Genomic DNA, 17,857 nt, shown 5'->3' with positions numbered 1-17,857 from the left:
TCGAGACGACAAGGGTGGTTGCGACCGCGATCGCGACTTCCTTGCTGTGCTCGACCCTTAAGGTCGGGTGCTGATGAGGCAGTCGTCACCGACGTGACGGCCGTCCTTGCCGGCGTGAGAAGAGATAGCTGTACAGACTGCCGACGACGATTGGCAGCACGAAAGCGGTGATCGTTACCACCGCAAGCAGCGGGCCGGCGTCGAGTGTCAATGCCGCCAGCACCGGAAGGATGCCGGATATCATCATGAGCTTACCGGTCAGGCGATGCGTTGCTGTCCAATTGGCTGCATCGGCGAGCGTCCACGGCAGGCGGAGGCCGGCAAAGCCGTTCCGTTGCGACTTCGGCATCACATTGTCGATGAAGATGGAAAGAAGACCCATGGCGAACGCGATGACCCGGACCATCGACACGTCGACCCCAATGCCGACGAGCACGGTAACGGTTTGGATTGCCATAAAGAGTGCAAGGATGCCGGTCGAAGCGGCGGCGGCCACATGGCGGCCTGCCTGTCGCGCGGGTGCGAAGCGGTCGGCGAAAGCCATCAACGCCAGAACGACCGTTGCACCGATGGGCGCCATCAACAGCGCCCGGTCGCGCGGCAAGAACCCATCCGGCTTGCCGTCTATGCCCCAATGGATCGGAAGCTCGATGCCGGGCGGGATCATGATGTAGCCGGAAAGCGTCGTAGCTACCAGCGCGGCCGCCAACGGCAACACCAGGGGAGAACGCAGCACAGATGTCATGGCGTTTGATCCTTCTTGCCTAAAAGTCCGCTCAAGGCTTCTTCCAGGATGGACATGTTGAGGTGATAGATGAGGCTCGTGCCCCGGCGTTCCATCGCGACCAGTTCGGCATCGCGCAGCTTGTTGAAGTGCACTGAAAGCGTCGGCTTGGTCAGATCGAAATGGCCGGCGAGTTCACCGGCACTCATCGGGCCGCTTTTCAGCAGCGTCAGAATTTGTCGCCGCACCGGGTGCGAAAGCGCTTCGAAGACGGTGTTGATCCGCATGGCCATATTCCGTTGTCGCCAATATTTAGAGATTCATCTAATTAGAGTCAACGCGAACAATTGCCGCTCTGAACAGCAAAACACCCGGCGTGAAACGCGCCGGGTGCGTTGAGATCCCATCTGATGACGTAGGGAGGGCTATCGCTGATCGGCGCCTGCGAGCTTGCGCCATTGCGGCACGCGCCAGATGGTGACGAAGCGCAGCAGCCATTCCAGCGGACCATAGGCGAAGCGCTGCATCCACCAACGGCTGAGAACAAGCTGGGCGGCGTAGATGATGAGGGCTATCGATACGGTTTCGAGCGCCGACACACGCCCGACCAGGCCGAGGCCATAGCCATGGAAGATCAGCGCGCAGACGAGCGACTGCAGCAGGTAGTTGGAAAGCGCGGTGCGACCGGCCGGCGCCAGCCGATCGCGCAGCCATTGGCCACCGGGGCTATCAAGGAACAGCACCATGGCGCCGACATAGGCTCCCGTCAGCAACGGCCCGGTCAAGAGGCCGATAGCGAGCCCGATAATCGCCAGCGGCGTTTCGCTCATCTCGACGCTGGTATAGGCATAGACGACGGCACCGGGCAGGCCGACGAAGAAGCCGAGGCGAACGAGCCGCCGGAGCATGGCGCGGTTCTCCTGCGGGTGAGACAGGATTTGCCGACGTCCGGCAATCAGGCCGATGAGGAACATGGCAAGCGCCGACGGCGCCTGCAGCAGGCCGAGGATCACCCAGACCGACTGCAGTTCAATCAGGTGTTGGCCGATGATGGATTGCCAATTGCCCCTGAAGGCCGCTTCGGTCGCCGCGGCTCCGGCGATGATGGCATCCCGATCGACAGGGAGAGGTTCCAGCGTTGCGACGACGCCGAGCGCGAACCAAGCGAGAGCCGTTCCCACGACCAGAAAACGAGCGAACCGCCAGAGGCTGGCATCGCTTCGCGTGCGCAGCATCATCAGCGCGATGCCGAGAACGGCATATGTCGTCAGGATGTCGCCGTGAAACAGCAACACCGCATGCGCCAGCCCAATCAGCCAGAGCCCCGTTTGGCGCCGCAAGAGGCGGGGCACAAAGGCGTCGCCGGCTTTTTCGGCGGAGCGCATCTGCAGCGTGAAGCTGTAGCCGAAGAGGAAGGAGAAAAGCAGGTAGAACTTCATCTCGAAGAACAGCGCGACGACAAGGTGCACGGCGCGGTCTAGGCCGCTATCGTACGATGGATCCGGCAACTCCAGGCCGTAAAACCCCGAAGCGAAGGCCATGGCGTTGACGAGCAGGATGCCGAGCAACGCGAAGCCGCGCAGCGCATCGACCCCGTCTATGCGGTCTTGGGTGGTCATGATTATCTCCGTAACGGCAGGCGCGATAAGCCCCGGCCGGATCCATCTGATTCAAAACGATTATCGGAGAACGCACAGGGCGGTGAACGGCCGAGACGGCCGCTTCATCCATTCCTGTCGGCAGTGCGCCGCGGCAGCCGTTCAAAGGTAATCAAGTCGTATCATTTAATAATTAGAGTAATCGATCTAATAATTAACAGCGACGACGTCAAGCCTCTCGCGGGGTCGATACCGGCGACGGTAGTCAAAGGATCAGTTTTGGCGATTGCAGTCCGCTTGATGCCCTACTTTCCTGCGGCGTTGGCCCTCAGCCATGAGGTCTGGCGCCGGGCGCGACGCAGTGCCGTAAAGGCGGCCCCGACTGAGACGGCGATAAGGGCGGCGAGCAACATTTCGCCATCGCCGAGCCACAGCCCTTCAAAAGCGGAAATGACGGCCGCGAGCGTGATCGCGGCCATGCGATGCTGTTTTGCCATCGGGCCGGAGAAGTCACTTGGTGCGCCGTTGGCGCGTCCGAGCTCGCGGACATAGGCGGTAAGCACGGCGAACGCACCTGCGGCAAAGCCGAGCGCGGGCAGGCCGATGCCGTAGCCGGCGCCGACGAGAATGAAGAGGTCGGCCACCCGATCGGGAAATTCGTTCCAGAAGGGACCATCCGGTGCACCCTTGTCGCCCTCGACGGCAACCATGCCGTCAAAGAGATTGCAGAGCAGGCGCAACTGGCAGAACAGGGCGGCTGCGATGAAAAGCATAGAGCGAAGTCCGTCCTGGGTCTCGCTCGTCAGCCAGAAGGCAAGGCCTGCAAGTGCCGCGGCCGCCATGCTCGCCTGCGATATCTGGTTGGGCGTGATCGCCATCGCGGCGAGCCGTCGGGCGATCGTCTGCGCCCAGCGGGTGTTGCGGCTTGCCAAAGGTCTGCGATCGCCGGTGTTTTCCATGGTTCAAGCTTTCCTGCGGCTGATCGAATAATTGTAAAGCACGGCGTAGCTGGTGGAGACCATGAGCGGCAGGGCAATGGTCCTAAGGATTTCCGGCGTTCCGGTTGCCGCGTGGACTGTCACGAGAATGGTCGTCGAGGCAAGGCAGGCGATAAGCGGCGGCATCCAAAGCCGAGCGGTCCCGTGGAACCGAAGAGACAGCGCGTCGATCGTCGATTTCAGGCACAGCGTCAGCGCGGCTGAGAGCGCACCCTGCACCAGGCCGGCGACGAGTGGCCGCGGCATCGGGTGAAGCCTGTTGGCAAACAGCGCCCATCCGCCCATGGCCAGAAAAGCAAAAAGCACGTGGACGATGCTGCTGCGGGCAAGGGCGCGCAGGTGGCTGCTCATGTCAGCGACCACCAGTAACGCGTCAGATGGAAGAAGATCGGCGCCGAAAACACGACCGAATCCAGACGGTCGATCAGGCCGCCATGCCCTTCGATCAGATGGCCCCAGTCCTTGACCCCGCGGTCCCGCTTGATCGCCGACATCACCAGTCCGCCGAAGAAGCCCATCAATGTGATGATGAGCGACATCACCCCTGCCTGAAGCGGTGTGAACGGCGTGATCCACCACAGCGAGGCGCCGAGCAGCGTGGCGCTGGCAACCCCGCCGACGAAACCCTCCACTGTCTTCGATGGCGAGAGTTTCGGGGCGATCTTGGTGCGCCCGAAAAGCTTGCCCCAGACATATTGCAGCACGTCGCTCGATTGCACGACGATCACCAGGAAGGCGATCAGGAGCACGTTGCGCCCCTCGTAACCGGGGATCTGCAGCGTCAAAAGCGCCGGCACGTGAGAGGCGCAAAACACGCAGATCATCAGTGCCCATTGAACTTCCGAAATCCTCAGCAGGAAGTTCTGCGTGTCGCCTCGCAACACCGCAATGATCGGCATCAGCAGGAAGGCATAGACGGGAATGAAGATCGCATAGATGCCGTATTCTTCCGCCCACAGCAGATAGTAGTTGATCGGTAGCGCCAGGAAGAAGGCGGCAGCGATCGCCCAATGATCGGCGCGTCTCGTGTTGATCAGCGTGATGAATTCGCGCAGCGCTGCAAACGAACAGAAGGCGAAGAGCAGAAGCACCCCGACGCGTCCGGCGATGAAAGCGATGGCGATGAGGAAGACCATTGCCCACCAGGCCTTGATGCGGGCGTTGAGGTTCTCGATCGCGCCATTCGAACCGTCGGGCGAGAGCTTGCGCTGCAACACATAACCGACAGACGAGGCGAACAGCAGGATGCCGCCGACGCCGAGCAGCAGGGTGACCATGTCGGAAGTCGTCGTGCTCATGCGTCATTGTCCGTCTGGGTCGGGGCGAGGGACAGCAGTGCGCCTTGTGCCCTGGCGATGAAGTCTTCCTTGCTCTCGTCCGGCTCGACTTTGAGCGGTTCACCGAAGTTGATCGTGCAGATCAGCGGGATCGGAACGAACTCGCCTTTTGGCATCACGCGGTTGAGATTGTTGATCCACACCGGGACCAGCGCCACGTCCGGGCGCTTGCGCGCGAGGTGATAGAGCCCGCTCTTGAACGGCAGCAGCCTGGCCTCGGTCTGGTTGCGCGTGCCTTCGGGAAAGACGATCAGCGACGCGCCTTCGTCGAGCGCGGCCGCCATCTGCTCGACCGGGTCGCTGGTGCGCGCTGCCGGGTCGCGCTCGATCAGAACGGCATTGAAGACGTCGCGGCCTATGAAGGACGTCAACTTTGACTTCAGCCAGTATTCGGCGCTGGCGACAGGACGGGCGCGTTGACGCAGCCAAGGCGGCAGCACGGCCCAGATCAGGATGAAATCGCCATGGCTGGAGTGATTGGCGAAATAGACGCTCTGTCTCGGCGGCAGGCCGGTTTCATGCCAGAGTGCGCGGGCCGCGGTCAGCGCACGTGCAAACATCATGATGGCGACTGAAGCGAGCTTGGCAAGAAAATCGCGAATCATGCCGCTTCGATCCCGCCTGCAAGAGATGCCGTTGTTGAGGGGCGCTTCGCCCCTCGTGCCCGGATGCGTCCCACGCCCTGCGATGCATTGATCAAATGTTGCCCCTCAAACTGCCAGGCCTGCCATAACCTCAGGCTGCATTTTCCGACTTTACGCGATTGCGTCCGCTTCACAAGCGGCCCAAGTCGCTGGTGGGATGATGACGTATGAGCGCTGCGAATTCTTCGATCTCCGCAAGCTTTTAGCCGACGTGCAGGAAACGACGTGACGTCTCACCGCAGTCCTTGACGGAAGAGCTGCTCCTTTCCACCGTTGACCGCTTGCAACTCAGGCGCTAATTTCCGAGGCTCAACAAGAGGAGCGTCGTCCAATGCGCCAGTAATGCCCGGTGAAAACCGAATTCGCCTCAACTTCGCTCGCGAAGGGGATGGACGATGGCATTGCTCGATCCGCAATCAACGGACAGACGCAGAGGCATATTTGCCTGCAATTTCTATTCCCCGTGAGCGGTCATGTTTGGACATGTTTCCAAGGACCGATTATGCAAGACACATCGACCAAGCTCGATATCATCAATCACAACCGCCAGGCCTGGGACCGCCAGGCAAGCGAGCAACGCGAATGGTCAAGACCGGTGACGCCGGAACTGATCGCTGCCGCCCGGAACGGGCAATGGCAAGCGCGGCTGACGCCCAGTGACCTCCCGAAAGGCTGGCTGCCCGCTATCAGGGGCCTGAAGATCCTGTGCCTGGCATCGGCCGGCGGTCAGCAGGCGCCAATTCTGGCGGCGGCCGGTGCCGATGTCACCGTCTTCGATATTTCGGAACGCCAACTCGATCAGGACCGGTTGGTGGCGGAGCGCGAAGGCCTGACGTTGAGCGCCGTTCGGGGCGACATGCGCGACCTCTCGGTTTTTGCCGATGGCGCCTTCGATATCGTCTTCCACCCGATATCGAACCTCTATGTACCCGATATCCAGCCGGTCTGGCGCGAATGCCATCGGGTGCTGAAGATGGGGGGTCGGCTGCTGGCAAGCTTTTACAATCCGGTCGTCTTTGTCGGCGACCGCGACCCGAGCTATGCCGAGCAGGGGCTCGTCCGACCGGCCTACGCGCTTCCCTTTGTCGAGGCCGAGCATCTCGCGCCCGACCTGGTGCGATCAAAGATCGAACGGGGCGAGGCACTCGTGTTCGGGCACAGCTTGGCTGAGCAGATCGATGGCCAGCTCCGGGCCGGTTTCGTGCTGGCTGGCTTCCACGAGGATCGGCAACGGGTGCCGCGCTTCCTGATCGACAGGTTCATGCCGACCTTTATCGCCACCTGCGCCATCAAGAGCGATCTTGGCCTTTAGTGCGCGTGGGCCGATAATGTTGGTCGGGTCTTAAACGCGGATCGAACGAGAACGACCGCAGCGCCCGACGCGACGCTGCGGTTCCAGGCCGTGCTGGTGGCGTCACGTTACGTCGTGTTACTGTTACGTACTCGCCAAATCATCGGATTCGTACTTTTCTGTTCTCCAGCCAAACCGGAAAGGGTCAATGCATATGCGCTCCATAGCTTTGTTGTTTGTGCCGCTGACGCTCGTCCTGCTGGGGCTGTCGGGCTGTGCCACGACGTCCTCGAGCAATACGACCTACGCGCACCCGCAAACATCCGCCCCCGGACTCGGGGCCTCGAATACGGGCAACGCCACGGCGGCTCCGGGCTACTATTGACGCCCAGGCCGTTCGGTACCTGCTGGCAACAGTAGATCTGCGGCGGGCGAGGCCCGGCGCGCACGGATGCTGCTTGCCGTAGATGTTTGCGGCCAGGCGGCCAATCGGCGCCATGGTCGGCAGCCGGCTTGCATTCGCCGGGCAAAAGTTGCAAACAGCGGCAAACCATCAGGGAAACCGCCATGAGCCTCTCCAAGCGCACCACCCGACCGCTCGATCATCTCGTGCTGCCGGTGGACGCACTTGAACAGGCGCGGCGCCGGCTCCATGATCTCGGCTTCACCGTGGCCGAGGATGCACGCCATCCCTTCGGCACAGAAAACGCCTGCGTCTTCTTCTCCGACAGCACCTATCTTGAGCCTCTGGCCGTGGCTTCGCGCGAAGAATGTGAAGCGGCAGCCCTGGACGGCAACGCCTTCGTCGCCCGCGACCAGGCATTCCGTTTCCGTCAGGGACCGCAGGGGCTGTCGGCGATCGTGCTCGGCACCGAGGACGCAGCCTCCGATCACATGCGCTTTCGCGCCCATGGCATCTCGGGCGGCGACATGCTGGAGTTCTCGCGGCCGATGCGACTGCCGGATGGCCGGGAAGGGCTCGGTTCCTTCCGCCTCGCCTTTGCCGCCGACCTGCGTTCGCCGGATTTCTTCCTGTTCAGCTGTCAGCGCGTGCGTGCGCTTCCAAGTGATCGCGGCGCGCTCGAGCGGCACGAAAACGGTGTACTCGGCATTTCCGAGGTCGTGCTTTCGGAGACGAACCCGACAGATTTCCAGTACCTCCTGCAAGAAGCGGTCGATGAGCGCGAAGTCGAAGCGCATTCCTTCGGCATGGACATCGAGACGACGAACGCCAAGATCTCGGTGCTGAGTGCCGCCGGCATGGAGGCCTTCTTCGGCCGTTCGGTTCGCAGCGCCGAGCGCGGCCTTCGCGGCCGGGCCGTGATCTTCCGTGTCGCGGACCTCGAAGTGACGCGCGCGCATTTTGCGCGCAACGATATCGAATTTTCAGAAATGGGCGGACGCCTCATTGTTCCCGAAATGCCGGGGCAAGGGGTGATCTTCGCGTTTGGAGCTTGATGATGGAAACGAATGCCAGAGTAGTTGTCGGTGAGGGTGCAAAGCAGGTCGCTTTCTCGCAGAAGGAGCGGCTGTCGCTGATCGCTGGCCCCTGCCAGATGGAAAGCCGTGAGCACGCCTTCATGATGGCGGGAGCGCTCTCCGAACTCTGCAAGAAGCTTGATATCGGCCTCGTCTACAAGTCCTCCTACGACAAGGCCAACCGCACGTCGCTGTCGGGCAAACGCGGCATTGGCCTCGACACGGCGATGGAGGTCTTTGCCGACCTCAAGAAGGAGTTCGGCTTCCCGGTGCTGACCGATGTCCACACCGAGGAGCAGTGCGGACTCGTCGCCAAGACAGTCGACATCCTGCAGATCCCGGCCTTCCTGTCGCGCCAGACCGACCTGTTGGTGGCCGCCGCCAAGACCGGCCGCACCATCAACGTCAAGAAGGGCCAGTTCCTGGCGCCTTGGGACATGAAGAACGTGCTCGCCAAGTTCACGGAAAGTGGCAATCCCAACATTCTTCTGTGCGAACGCGGCGCGTCCTTCGGCTACAACACGCTGGTGTCCGACATGCGGTCGCTGCCGATCATGGCTTCGCTCGGTGCCCCCGTCGTCTTTGACGCCACCCACTCGGTGCAGCAGCCCGGCGGGCAGGGCGGCTCGACCGGCGGCCAGCGCGAGTTCGTCGAGACGCTGTCGCGTGCGGCCGTTGCCGTTGGCATCGCCGGCCTGTTCGTCGAAACCCACGAGGATCCCGACAACGCACCTTCCGATGGCCCCAACATGGTGCATCTGAAGGACATGCCGCGGCTGCTCGAAAAGCTGCTGGCCTTCGATGCGGTCGCCAAGGGCTGATCGCGCCCGCGTGAAATTTTCATGAACCTCGGTGGCGCGGTTGTTTTTAGATCTTGCGCGCCATTGAAATTCCCGGGCCTTCGCTTATGACAGGCCCGACCCACCACCGTCCTAAAGCAGGGAAGAGATCATGACTGCAATCATCGACATCATCGGCCGAGAAATTCTGGACAGCCGCGGCAACCCGACCGTCGAGGTCGACGTCTACCTGGAAGACGGAAGCTTTGGCCGCGCCGCCGTGCCGTCGGGTGCCTCGACGGGTGCGCATGAAGCGGTCGAACTGCGCGATGGTGGTACACGTTACCTCGGCAAGGGTGTCGAGCGCGCCGTCGACGCCGTCAACGGCGAGATCTTCGAGGCGATCGGTGGTCTCGATGCTGAAAACCAGATCCAGATCGACAAGACGATGATCGAGCTCGATGGCACGGCCAACAAGTCGCGCCTCGGTGCCAACGCCATTCTCGGCGTATCGCTTGCTGTCGCCAAGGCTGCCGCCGAAGCCTCCGGCCTGCCGCTCTACCGTTACGTCGGCGGCCCGAACGCCCACGTGCTTCCGGTTCCGATGATGAACATCATCAACGGTGGCGCCCATGCCGACAACCCGATCGACTTCCAGGAATTCATGATCGTTCCTGTTGGTGCTGATACGCTTCGTGATGCGGTGCGCATGGGTTCGGAAGTGTTCCACACGCTGAAGAAGCAGCTTGCAGCCGACGGCCACAACACCAATGTCGGCGACGAAGGCGGCTTCGCGCCGGGTCTCGCATCCGCTCCGGCAGCCCTCGACTTCATCATGAAGTCGATCGAGAAGGCTGGCTACAAGCCGGGCGAAGACATGTTCATCGCGCTCGATTGCGCTGCGACCGAGTTCTTCAAGGACGGCAAGTACGTGCTCGAAGGCGAAGGCCGCACGCTGGAGCCGGGTGCCATGGCCGAATACCTGGCGGAACTTGCCGCCAAGTACCCGATCTTCTCGATCGAAGACGGCATGGGTGAAGACGACTGGGATGGCTGGAAGGCCGTGACCGATCTCATCGGCAACAAGTGCCAGCTCGTCGGCGACGACCTGTTCGTCACGAACTCCGCGCGCCTGCGCGACGGCATCAAGATGGGCGTCGCCAACTCGATCCTCGTCAAGGTCAACCAGATCGGTTCGCTGTCCGAAACGCTCGACGCCGTCGAGACCGCGCACAAGGCACGCTACTCCGCCGTCATGTCGCACCGTTCGGGCGAGACCGAAGACGCGACGATCGCCGACCTCGCGGTTGCCACCAACTGCGGCCAGATCAAGACCGGTTCGCTTGCCCGTTCCGACCGGCTCGCAAAGTACAACCAGCTGATCCGCATCGAAGAGCAGCTTGGCCTGCAGGCCAAGTATGCCGGCCGCTCGATCCTGCGCGGCTGATAGCCTCGCGTAATCGCTGAAAATTTGACCCGCTCACGGCCCGTGGGCGGGTTTTGCTTTATCCGGCCATTCATGGTCAACGGTCGGTTAATCAATGCCCGCTAGTCTCACTCGGTATTGCGTATCAGGGTGTGGACGGGATGTGGACACGGCATCATAAGAAACGGAAATTGGGTCGGTTGGTGCTGCCGCTGATCGCGGTCGCCTTTCTCTCCTATTTCGGCTATCATTCCATTCACGGCGGCTACGGCTTGAAGGCGACGGAACAATTCGATCGCCAGATCGTTGAGCGGCAGGCACGGTTGGACGCACTCACCAAGCAGCGAACGACCCTCGAAAGAGAGGTTCAGCTGATGAGCGACGGTTCGCTGGAGCGTGACATGCTGGATGAGAAAGCTCGCCTCGCGCTCAACATGTCGCGGAGCGATGAAATCGTTATTTTCCACCGCATGACGAATTAACCGAAATTCGGTTAATTTATATTTCTTGTTTTAATTCAACAGCTTGCGCGGAATGCGAGCCATGCAAATATGGCATTGCTGTGGCGCTTTTCTTTCCCTATGGTAACCCTCAAAGGCTAACCATTGGGAGGAATGAATGGCTCCGCGAAAAAACGCGTCCGTCTCCAGCCGTAAGACCGCAGCAAAGCCGGCCAAGAAGGACTTGAGCGGCGGCAATATCGCCGACTTCACCAAAGAAGACGAACTGAAAGCCTACCGCGAAATGCTGCTCATCCGGCGTTTCGAGGAAAAGGCCGGCCAGCTCTATGGCATGGGCTTCATCGGCGGCTTCTGTCACCTCTACATCGGTCAGGAAGCTGTCGTTGTCGGCATGCAGATGGCCCTGAAAGAAGGCGACCAGGTCATCACCGCCTATCGTGACCACGGTCACATGCTGGCCTGCGGCATGAGCGCCCGCGGCGTCATGGCCGAACTCACCGGTCGTCGCAGCGGTCTTTCCAAGGGGAAGGGCGGCTCGATGCACATGTTCTCCAAGGAGAAGCATTTTTACGGCGGCCACGGCATCGTCGGCGCCCAGGTGTCGCTCGGCACCGGTCTGGCCTTTGCCAACCGTTACCGCGGCAACGATAATGTCAGCGTCGCCTATTTCGGAGACGGTGCGGCCAACCAGGGCCAGGTCTACGAAAGCTTCAACATGGCGCAGCTGTGGAAGCTGCCGGTGATCTACGTAATCGAAAACAACCGCTACGCCATGGGAACTTCGGTCACCCGCGCCTCGGCGCAGACCGATTTCTCCAAGCGCGGTGTTTCCTTCGGTATTCCCGGCTTCCAGGTTGACGCGATGGACGTCCGCGCCGTGAAGGCGGCTGGCGACGAGGCTGTCGAATATTGCCGTTCGGGCAAGGGCCCGATCATCCTGGAAATGCAGACCTACCGCTACCGCGGCCACTCCATGTCCGACCCGGCGAAGTATCGCTCGAAGGACGAAGTGCAGAAGATGCGGTCGGAGCACGATCCGATCGAGCAGGTGAAGGCGCGTCTGGCTGAAAAGGGCTGGGCGAGCGAGGACGAGCTGAAGCAGATCGACAAGGACGTCCGCGACATCGTCGCCGATAGCGCCGATTTTGCTCAGGCTGATCCGGAGCCGGATGTATCCGAGCTCTACACCGATATCCTGCTTTGATCCGGGGAGGCTCAAACATGCCAGTAGAAATTCTCATGCCCGCCCTTTCCCCGACGATGGAGGAAGGCACGCTCTCGAAATGGCTGAAGAACGAAGGCGACAAGGTCTCCTCCGGTGACGTCCTTGCCGAGATCGAGACTGACAAGGCCACCATGGAAGTGGAAGCCGTCGATGAAGGCACGATCGGCAAGCTGCTGATCGCCGCCGGCACCGAAGGCGTTAAGGTCAACACGCCGATCGCGGTCCTGCTGCAGGATGGCGAAGGTGCAGGCGATATCGCCGCACCGAAGGCCGAAGCGCCGAAGGCTGCCGCTGCAAGCGAAGCACCGGCCGCGCCGGCACCGGTTGCCGCCCAGCCGAAGGTCGAAGTGGCTGCCGATCCGGCGATCCCCGCTGGCACTGAAATGGTGACGATGACCGTGCGCGAAGCGCTGCGCGACGCCATGGCCGAAGAAATGCGCTTGAGCGACGACGTTTTCATCATGGGTGAGGAAGTCGCCGAGTACCAGGGCGCCTACAAGATCACGCAGGGCCTGCTGCAGGAATTCGGCGCCCGTCGTGTCATCGACACGCCGATCACCGAGCACGGCTTTGCCGGCGTCGGCGTCGGTGCTGCCATGACCGGCCTGCGCCCGATCGTCGAGTTCATGACCTTCAACTTCGCCATGCAGGCGATCGACCAGATCATCAACTCTGCTGCCAAGACGCTCTACATGTCCGGTGGCCAGATGGGCGCGCCGATCGTGTTCCGTGGCCCCAGCGGTGCCGCGGCCCGCGTCGCAGCGCAGCACTCGCAGTGCTATGCCGCCTGGTACAGCCACATTCCGGGCCTCAAGGTCGTCATGCCCTACACGGCAGCCGACGCCAAGGGCCTGCTGAAGGCTGCGATCCGTGACCCCAACCCGGTCATCTTCCTCGAAAACGAGATCCTCTACGGTCAGACCTTCGAAGTGCCGAAGCTCGACGATTTCGTTCTGCCGATCGGCAAGGCGCGGATCCACAAGGTCGGCAAGGATGCCACCATCGTTTCCTTCGGCATCGGCATGACCTACGCGGTCAAGGCGGTCGCCGAGCTCGAAGCGCAGGGCATCGACGTCGAACTGATCGACCTTCGCACCATCCGCCCGATGGACCTGCCGACGGTGATCGAATCCGTCAAGAAGACCGGCCGCCTGGTCACCGTCGAGGAAGGCTACCCGCAGTCTTCCGTCGGCACCGAGATCGCGACCCGCGTCATGCAGCAGGCCTTCGACTATCTCGATGCCCCGATCCTGACGATCGCCGGCAAGGATGTGCCGATGCCTTACGCCGCGAACCTCGAAAAGCTTGCGCTTCCGAACGTCGCAGAAGTCGTCGATGCGGTGAAAGCCGTTTGCTACAAATAAGGGGAGGGCCCTTCGATGCCTATCAACATCACAATGCCTGCCCTCTCTCCGACGATGGAAGAAGGCAATCTGGCCAAGTGGCTGGTCAAGGAAGGCGATAAGGTCAAGTCCGGCGATGTGATCGCCGAGATCGAGACCGACAAGGCGACGATGGAAGTCGAGGCCGTCGATGAGGGCACCGTTGCCAAGCTCGTCGTTCCTGCCGGCACCGAAGGCGTCAAGGTCAATGCGTTGATCGCCGTTCTTGCAGCCGACGGCGAAGATGTCGCCGCGGCCGCCAAGGGCGGTAACGGCGCAGCCGCCGCACCTGCCCCAGCCGAAAAGAAGGAAGAGCCGGCCGCAGCACCGGCGGCAGCAAGTGCTCCTGCTCCTGCCGCAGCTCAAGCCGTGGCGGCAGCGCCGCAGGCGGCCAAGGCCGATAGCGGTGCCCGCGTCTTTTCGTCGCCGCTCGCACGGCGTCTTGCCAAGGATGCCGGTATCGATCTCTCGGCGATCGCCGGCACCGGTCCGCATGGCCGCGTGATCAAGAAGGACGTCGAGACCGCTGTCGCCGGTGGCGGCGCCAAGCCGGTCGCTGCACCAGCGGCAGGTGCTGCAGCTCCCGCTGCCGCGCCGCTTGCCAAGGGCATGTCGGAAGACGCCGTTCTCAAGCTGTTCGAACCCGGCTCCTATGAGCTTGTGCCGCATGACGGCATGCGCAAGACGATCGCCAAGCGTCTCGTCGAATCCAAGCAGACGATCCCGCACTTCTACGTCTCGGTCGATTGCGAACTCGATGCGCTCCTGGCGCTCCGGGCCCAGCTCAACGCCGCATCCCCCGAAAAGGACGGCAAGCCGGTCTACAAGCTCTCGGTCAACGACATGGTGATCAAGGCTCTGGCTCTGGCTCTGCGCGACGTTCCGGATGCAAACGTGTCCTGGACCGACAGCAACATGGTCAAGCACAAGCACGCCGATGTCGGCGTTGCCGTGTCCATCCCGGGCGGCCTGATCACGCCGATCATTCGCCAGGCGGAGCTGAAGAGCCTGTCGGCCATCTCCAACGAGATGAAGGATCTCGGCAAGCGCGCCAAGGATCGCAAGCTGAAGCCCGAGGAGTATCAGGGCGGCACAACGGCGGTCTCCAACATGGGCATGATGGGCGTCAAGGACTTCGCCGCCGTCGTCAACCCACCGCACGCCACGATCCTTGCGGTCGGTGCGGGCGAGGAACGCGTCGTCGTCAAGAACAAGCAGATGGTCATCGCCACTGTGATGACCGTCACGCTCTCGACCGACCATCGTTGCGTCGATGGCGCGCTGGGTGCCGAGTTGCTCGGAGCCTTCAAGCGCTACATCGAAAATCCGATGGGCATGCTGGTCTGATGTGGACCAGGACCGGCCTTCGGGCCGGTCCGCTCCTTGATCGCAACGCCGAAGGCGGGCCCGGACGATGAAAACAGTTCTCTGCTACGGTGACAGTCTGACCTGGGGCTACGATGCCACGGACGGCGGCCGCCATGTGCTTGCCGATCGCTGGCCGAGCGTCCTGCAGACGGTACTGGGCGCGGACGTCCAGATCATTGCCGAAGGCCTGAACGGTCGCACCACCGCCTATGACGATCACCTAGCCGATTGCGATCGCAACGGCGCCAAGGTGCTGCCGACGATCCTCCACAGCCACGCGCCGCTTGATCTGATCATCTTTCTGCTCGGCGCCAACGACATGAAGCCGATCATTCACGGGACAGCCTTCGGCGCCGTGAAGGGCATCGAGCGCCTCGTCAATCTGGTGCGCCGGCACGACTGGCCGGTCGAGGGCGAAGGCGGACCGGAGATATTGGTCGTCTCGCCTCCTCAGCTTTGTGAAACGGCAAATGCAGCCTTCGGCGCGATGTTCGCCGGCGGCATCGAACAATCGGCGATGCTGGCGCCGCTCTATCGCGATCTTGCCGACGAACTCGATTGCGGGTTCTTCGATGCGGGATCCGTTGCAAGGACCACACCGCTCGACGGCGTGCATCTGGACGCTGAAAACACCCGTGCGATCGGCCGTGGCCTCGAGCCGGTCGTTCGGATGATGCTCGGTGTCTGAGATGGCGGGCGACGTCACCATCAGGCCGGCGGAGAGACAGGAGGCTGCGGAATTGGCGGTTCTCGCCGATATCGCCTCGCACGGCTTTGCCGCCTGGCTCTGGTATGGCGCGGTTCTCAGTGGGGCGACCGATACGGCTTTCGAGCGCGGGCGCAACAAGCTGCGCGAAGATGTGGGGCCTGGAAACTGGCGCGATGCCGTCGTCGCCGATGTCGAGGATGAAATCGCAGGCGTGTCGATCGGTTACGGCATCGAGGCATCGGCGGTGGAATCCGAGGCAAAACATGCCGTGATCGAGCCCTTGCTCGCATTACAGCGACAGGTGGTCGGTCACTGGTTCATCGATAGCCTCGGCGTCTACCGTCATCGGCGCGGCCGCGGCATCGGACGCAGACTGCTTGCACATGAAATTGCACGCGCCGGCTCGGCGCCGGTGAGCCTGATCACCGAAAGCCACAATGACAGGGCGCAGGCACTCTACAGCAAAAACGGCTTTGAGGAGGCGGCTCGGGCTGAGGCCGTACCGCTCTTCGAAGGCAGCAGAAAACACGACTGGGTGCTCTTCACCCGCAAGGTCGCTTGAGGCAAAGGCAGGAAACACATGGCTGAGAATTACGACGTCATCGTCATCGGTTCGGGTCCGGGCGGCTATATCGCCGCCATTCGTGCGGCACAGTTGGGTCTCAAGACCGCGGTCGTCGAGCGCGAGCACCTGGCCGGCATCTGCTCCAACTGGGGCTGCATTCCCACCAAGGCGCTGCTGCGCTCTGCCGAAGTGCTGCACTACGCCCAGCATCCGGGCAGCTACGGCATCAAGATCGAAGGTGCGGTGACGCCGGACCTGAAGGCGATCGTCGCCCGCTCGCGCGGAATTGCCGAGCGCATGAACGGCGGCGTCGGCTTCCTGATGAAGAAGAACAAGGTCGACGTCATCTGGGGCGAAGCCAAGCTGACGAAGCCCGGCGAGATCGTCGTCGGCAAGACGACCAAGGCGATCGTCCAGCCGCAGGCGCCGCTGCCGAAGAACACCAAGGGCGAGGGCACCTACACAGCCAAGCACATCATCATCGCCACCGGCGCCCGCCCGCGGGCGCTGCCGGGCATCGAACCGGATGGCAAGCTGATCTGGACTTACTTCGAGGCGATGAAGCCCGAGGAAATGCCGAAGTCGCTGCTCGTCATGGGCTCGGGCGCGATCGGCATCGAATTTGCCTCGTTCTACCGCACCATGGGCGTTGACGTCACCGTGGTCGAGGTCATGCCGAACGTGATGCCGGTCGAAGACGCCGAGATCTCGAACATCGCCAAGAAGCAGTTCGAAAAGCAGGGCATGAAAATCCACCTTGAAGCCAAGGTGACCAAGGTCGAGAAGGGTGCGAACTCGGTCACCGCCCATGTCGAGATGAAGGACGGCAAGGTCGAGAAGATCACCGCCGACCGCATGATTTCTGCCGTTGGCGTTCAAGGCAATATCGAGAACCTCGGTCTCGAGACGCTGGGAATCAAGACCGATCGCGGCTGCATCGTCATCGACGGTTACGGCAAGACCAATGTTGCCGGCGTCTACGCGATCGGCGACGTTGCCGGTCCGCCGATGCTTGCCCACAAGGCCGAGCATGAGGCTGTCATCTGCGTCGAGAAGATCGCCGGCCTGCCGAATGTCCACCCGATGGACAAGCTGAAGATCCCGGGCTGCACCTACTGCCACCCGCAGGTCGCTTCCGTCGGTCTCACCGAGGCCAAGGCGAAGGCCGAGGGCCGCGACATCCGCGTCGGCCGCTTCCCCTTCGTCGCCAACGGCAAGGCGATTGCGCTTGGCGAAGATCAGGGCATGGTCAAGACGATCTTCGACAAGAAGACCGGTGAACTCCTGGGCGCGCACATGGTGGGCGCAGAGGTGACCGAACTCATCCAGGGTTTCGTCGTCGCCATGAACCTGGAGACGACGGAAGAAGACCTGATGCACACGATCTTCCCGCATCCGACCATCTCGGAGACGATGAAGGAAAGCGTGCTCGATGCCTATGGACGCGCGCTGAACGCCTGACGGGATTTACCGCCGCCGGAACTTTTGGGGCGGTCCCGCATTGATGACGCACCTTGTCCTCAATGCACGGAGATCACCATGGCTGTGAACGGCGTCGGCATCCTGGCTGCGATCATCATCGGCGGTTTCGCCGGGTGGCTCGCGGAGAGGTTCATGAACAGCGATGTGGGGCTGTTCATGAACATTGCGCTCGGCATCATCGGCGCGGTGGTGTCGAATATCATTCTGGCAGCCTTCGGAATGGCTTTTTCCGGCTGGCTTGCCTATCTGGTCTTCGGCTTTATCGGCGCTTGCCTGCTGATTGCCGTTGGCCGCGCTGTCAAACGATAGCCTGCGACGCTTCCAGCGCGAGCGGTCGGGCTTTCGAGTAAAAGGTGGCCTGACATTTCCCGTCGAGCCATCTATATAGA

The 17,857-nt window shown here is 61.9% G+C and carries 19 protein-coding genes; 12 read left to right on the top strand and 7 right to left on the bottom strand.

Annotation, left to right across the window (positions count from 1 at the left end; translation table 11 throughout):
* Window positions 1–85: 85 nt before the first annotated feature.
* The 7 genes from BLJAPNOD_RS15630 to BLJAPNOD_RS15600 all read right to left on the bottom strand — a co-directional run bounded on the left by BLJAPNOD_RS15630 (window position 86) and on the right by BLJAPNOD_RS15600 (window position 5,262).
* Entirely contained in the window at window positions 86–745 is a 660-nt protein-coding gene (locus tag BLJAPNOD_RS15630) for an SdpI family protein (protein ID WP_115420441.1), read from the bottom strand.
* Window positions 742–1,011 (bottom strand): autorepressor SdpR family transcription factor, encoded by a 270-nt coding sequence (locus BLJAPNOD_RS15625; protein WP_244610948.1) that lies wholly within the window; start codon window positions 1,009–1,011, stop codon window positions 742–744. Before BLJAPNOD_RS15625 ends, BLJAPNOD_RS15630 begins: the two co-directional genes overlap by 4 nt.
* Window positions 1,012–1,149: 138 nt before the next feature.
* A complete protein-coding gene (locus BLJAPNOD_RS15620) occupies window positions 1,150–2,343 on the bottom strand; it encodes a DUF418 domain-containing protein (RefSeq protein ID WP_115420440.1) in 1,194 nt (397 codons plus the stop codon).
* A gap of 284 nt (window positions 2,344–2,627) precedes the next feature.
* Entirely contained in the window at window positions 2,628–3,281 is a 654-nt protein-coding gene (locus BLJAPNOD_RS15615) for a CDP-alcohol phosphatidyltransferase family protein (RefSeq protein ID WP_115420439.1), read from the bottom strand.
* 3 nt (window positions 3,282–3,284) lie between these two features.
* A complete protein-coding gene (locus BLJAPNOD_RS15610; protein ID WP_115420438.1) occupies window positions 3,285–3,671 on the bottom strand; it encodes a hypothetical protein in 387 nt (128 codons plus the stop codon).
* Window positions 3,668–4,618 carry a phosphatidate cytidylyltransferase gene (locus tag BLJAPNOD_RS15605; protein ID WP_077498349.1) on the bottom strand — a complete coding sequence of 317 codons (951 nt, stop codon included), beginning with the start codon at window positions 4,616–4,618 and terminating at the stop codon, window positions 3,668–3,670. Before BLJAPNOD_RS15605 ends, BLJAPNOD_RS15610 begins: the two co-directional genes overlap by 4 nt.
* Window positions 4,615–5,262: a lysophospholipid acyltransferase family protein gene (locus tag BLJAPNOD_RS15600; protein WP_199565946.1), complete on the bottom strand. Its 648-nt coding sequence runs from the start codon at window positions 5,260–5,262 to the stop codon at window positions 4,615–4,617. Before BLJAPNOD_RS15600 ends, BLJAPNOD_RS15605 begins: the two co-directional genes overlap by 4 nt.
* 541 nt (window positions 5,263–5,803) lie before the next feature.
* On the opposite strand from BLJAPNOD_RS15600, the gene BLJAPNOD_RS15595 reads away from it, so the two are divergent.
* From BLJAPNOD_RS15595 to BLJAPNOD_RS15540, 12 genes are all read left to right on the top strand, one after another.
* Window positions 5,804–6,613, top strand: coding sequence for a class I SAM-dependent methyltransferase (locus tag BLJAPNOD_RS15595; protein ID WP_115420437.1), 810 nt, complete (start codon window positions 5,804–5,806; stop codon window positions 6,611–6,613).
* 546 nt (window positions 6,614–7,159) lie between these two features.
* Window positions 7,160–8,050, top strand: coding sequence for a VOC family protein (locus BLJAPNOD_RS15590; protein ID WP_115420436.1), 891 nt, complete (start codon window positions 7,160–7,162; stop codon window positions 8,048–8,050).
* A complete protein-coding gene (kdsA, locus tag BLJAPNOD_RS15585; protein ID WP_077498346.1) occupies window positions 8,050–8,892 on the top strand; it encodes a 3-deoxy-8-phosphooctulonate synthase in 843 nt (280 codons plus the stop codon). Before BLJAPNOD_RS15590 ends, kdsA begins: the two co-directional genes overlap by 1 nt.
* 130 nt (window positions 8,893–9,022) lie before the next feature.
* Window positions 9,023–10,297 (top strand): phosphopyruvate hydratase, encoded by a 1,275-nt coding sequence (eno, locus tag BLJAPNOD_RS15580; RefSeq protein ID WP_115420434.1) that lies wholly within the window; start codon window positions 9,023–9,025, stop codon window positions 10,295–10,297.
* A 140-nt stretch (window positions 10,298–10,437) separates the two neighbouring features.
* Complete coding sequence (locus tag BLJAPNOD_RS15575) at window positions 10,438–10,758, top strand: septum formation initiator family protein (protein WP_077498344.1); 321 nt, start codon at window positions 10,438–10,440, stop codon at window positions 10,756–10,758.
* Window positions 10,759–10,894: 136 nt separating this feature from the next.
* On the top strand, window positions 10,895–11,941 hold the full coding sequence (gene pdhA, locus BLJAPNOD_RS15570) for a pyruvate dehydrogenase (acetyl-transferring) E1 component subunit alpha (protein ID WP_077498343.1): 1,047 nt from the start codon (window positions 10,895–10,897) through the stop codon (window positions 11,939–11,941).
* 17 nt (window positions 11,942–11,958) lie between these two features.
* A complete protein-coding gene (locus tag BLJAPNOD_RS15565) occupies window positions 11,959–13,326 on the top strand; it encodes a pyruvate dehydrogenase complex E1 component subunit beta (protein ID WP_115420433.1) in 1,368 nt (455 codons plus the stop codon).
* Between the two features lie 15 nt (window positions 13,327–13,341).
* Window positions 13,342–14,691, top strand: a complete 1,350-nt coding sequence (locus tag BLJAPNOD_RS15560) for a pyruvate dehydrogenase complex dihydrolipoamide acetyltransferase (RefSeq protein ID WP_115420432.1) — start codon at window positions 13,342–13,344, stop codon at window positions 14,689–14,691.
* A 67-nt stretch (window positions 14,692–14,758) separates the two neighbouring features.
* Window positions 14,759–15,400 carry an SGNH/GDSL hydrolase family protein gene (locus BLJAPNOD_RS15555; RefSeq protein WP_115420431.1) on the top strand — a complete coding sequence of 214 codons (642 nt, stop codon included), beginning with the start codon at window positions 14,759–14,761 and terminating at the stop codon, window positions 15,398–15,400.
* Between the two features lies 1 nt (window position 15,401).
* Complete coding sequence (locus BLJAPNOD_RS15550; RefSeq protein ID WP_077498339.1) at window positions 15,402–15,983, top strand: GNAT family N-acetyltransferase; 582 nt, start codon at window positions 15,402–15,404, stop codon at window positions 15,981–15,983.
* A gap of 18 nt (window positions 15,984–16,001) precedes the next feature.
* A complete protein-coding gene (gene lpdA / locus BLJAPNOD_RS15545) occupies window positions 16,002–17,447 on the top strand; it encodes a dihydrolipoyl dehydrogenase (protein ID WP_077498338.1) in 1,446 nt (481 codons plus the stop codon).
* A 78-nt stretch (window positions 17,448–17,525) separates the two neighbouring features.
* Complete coding sequence (locus BLJAPNOD_RS15540) at window positions 17,526–17,777, top strand: GlsB/YeaQ/YmgE family stress response membrane protein (RefSeq protein WP_115420430.1); 252 nt, start codon at window positions 17,526–17,528, stop codon at window positions 17,775–17,777.
* Window positions 17,778–17,857: the final 80 nt, after the last annotated feature.

This window comes from Ensifer sp. M14 (assembly GCF_003355565.1).
GTDB lineage: Bacteria > Pseudomonadota > Alphaproteobacteria > Rhizobiales > Rhizobiaceae > Ensifer.
The sequence above is the reverse complement of the archived record's forward strand: the minus strand, read 5'-3'. Positions and strand labels throughout refer to the sequence as shown.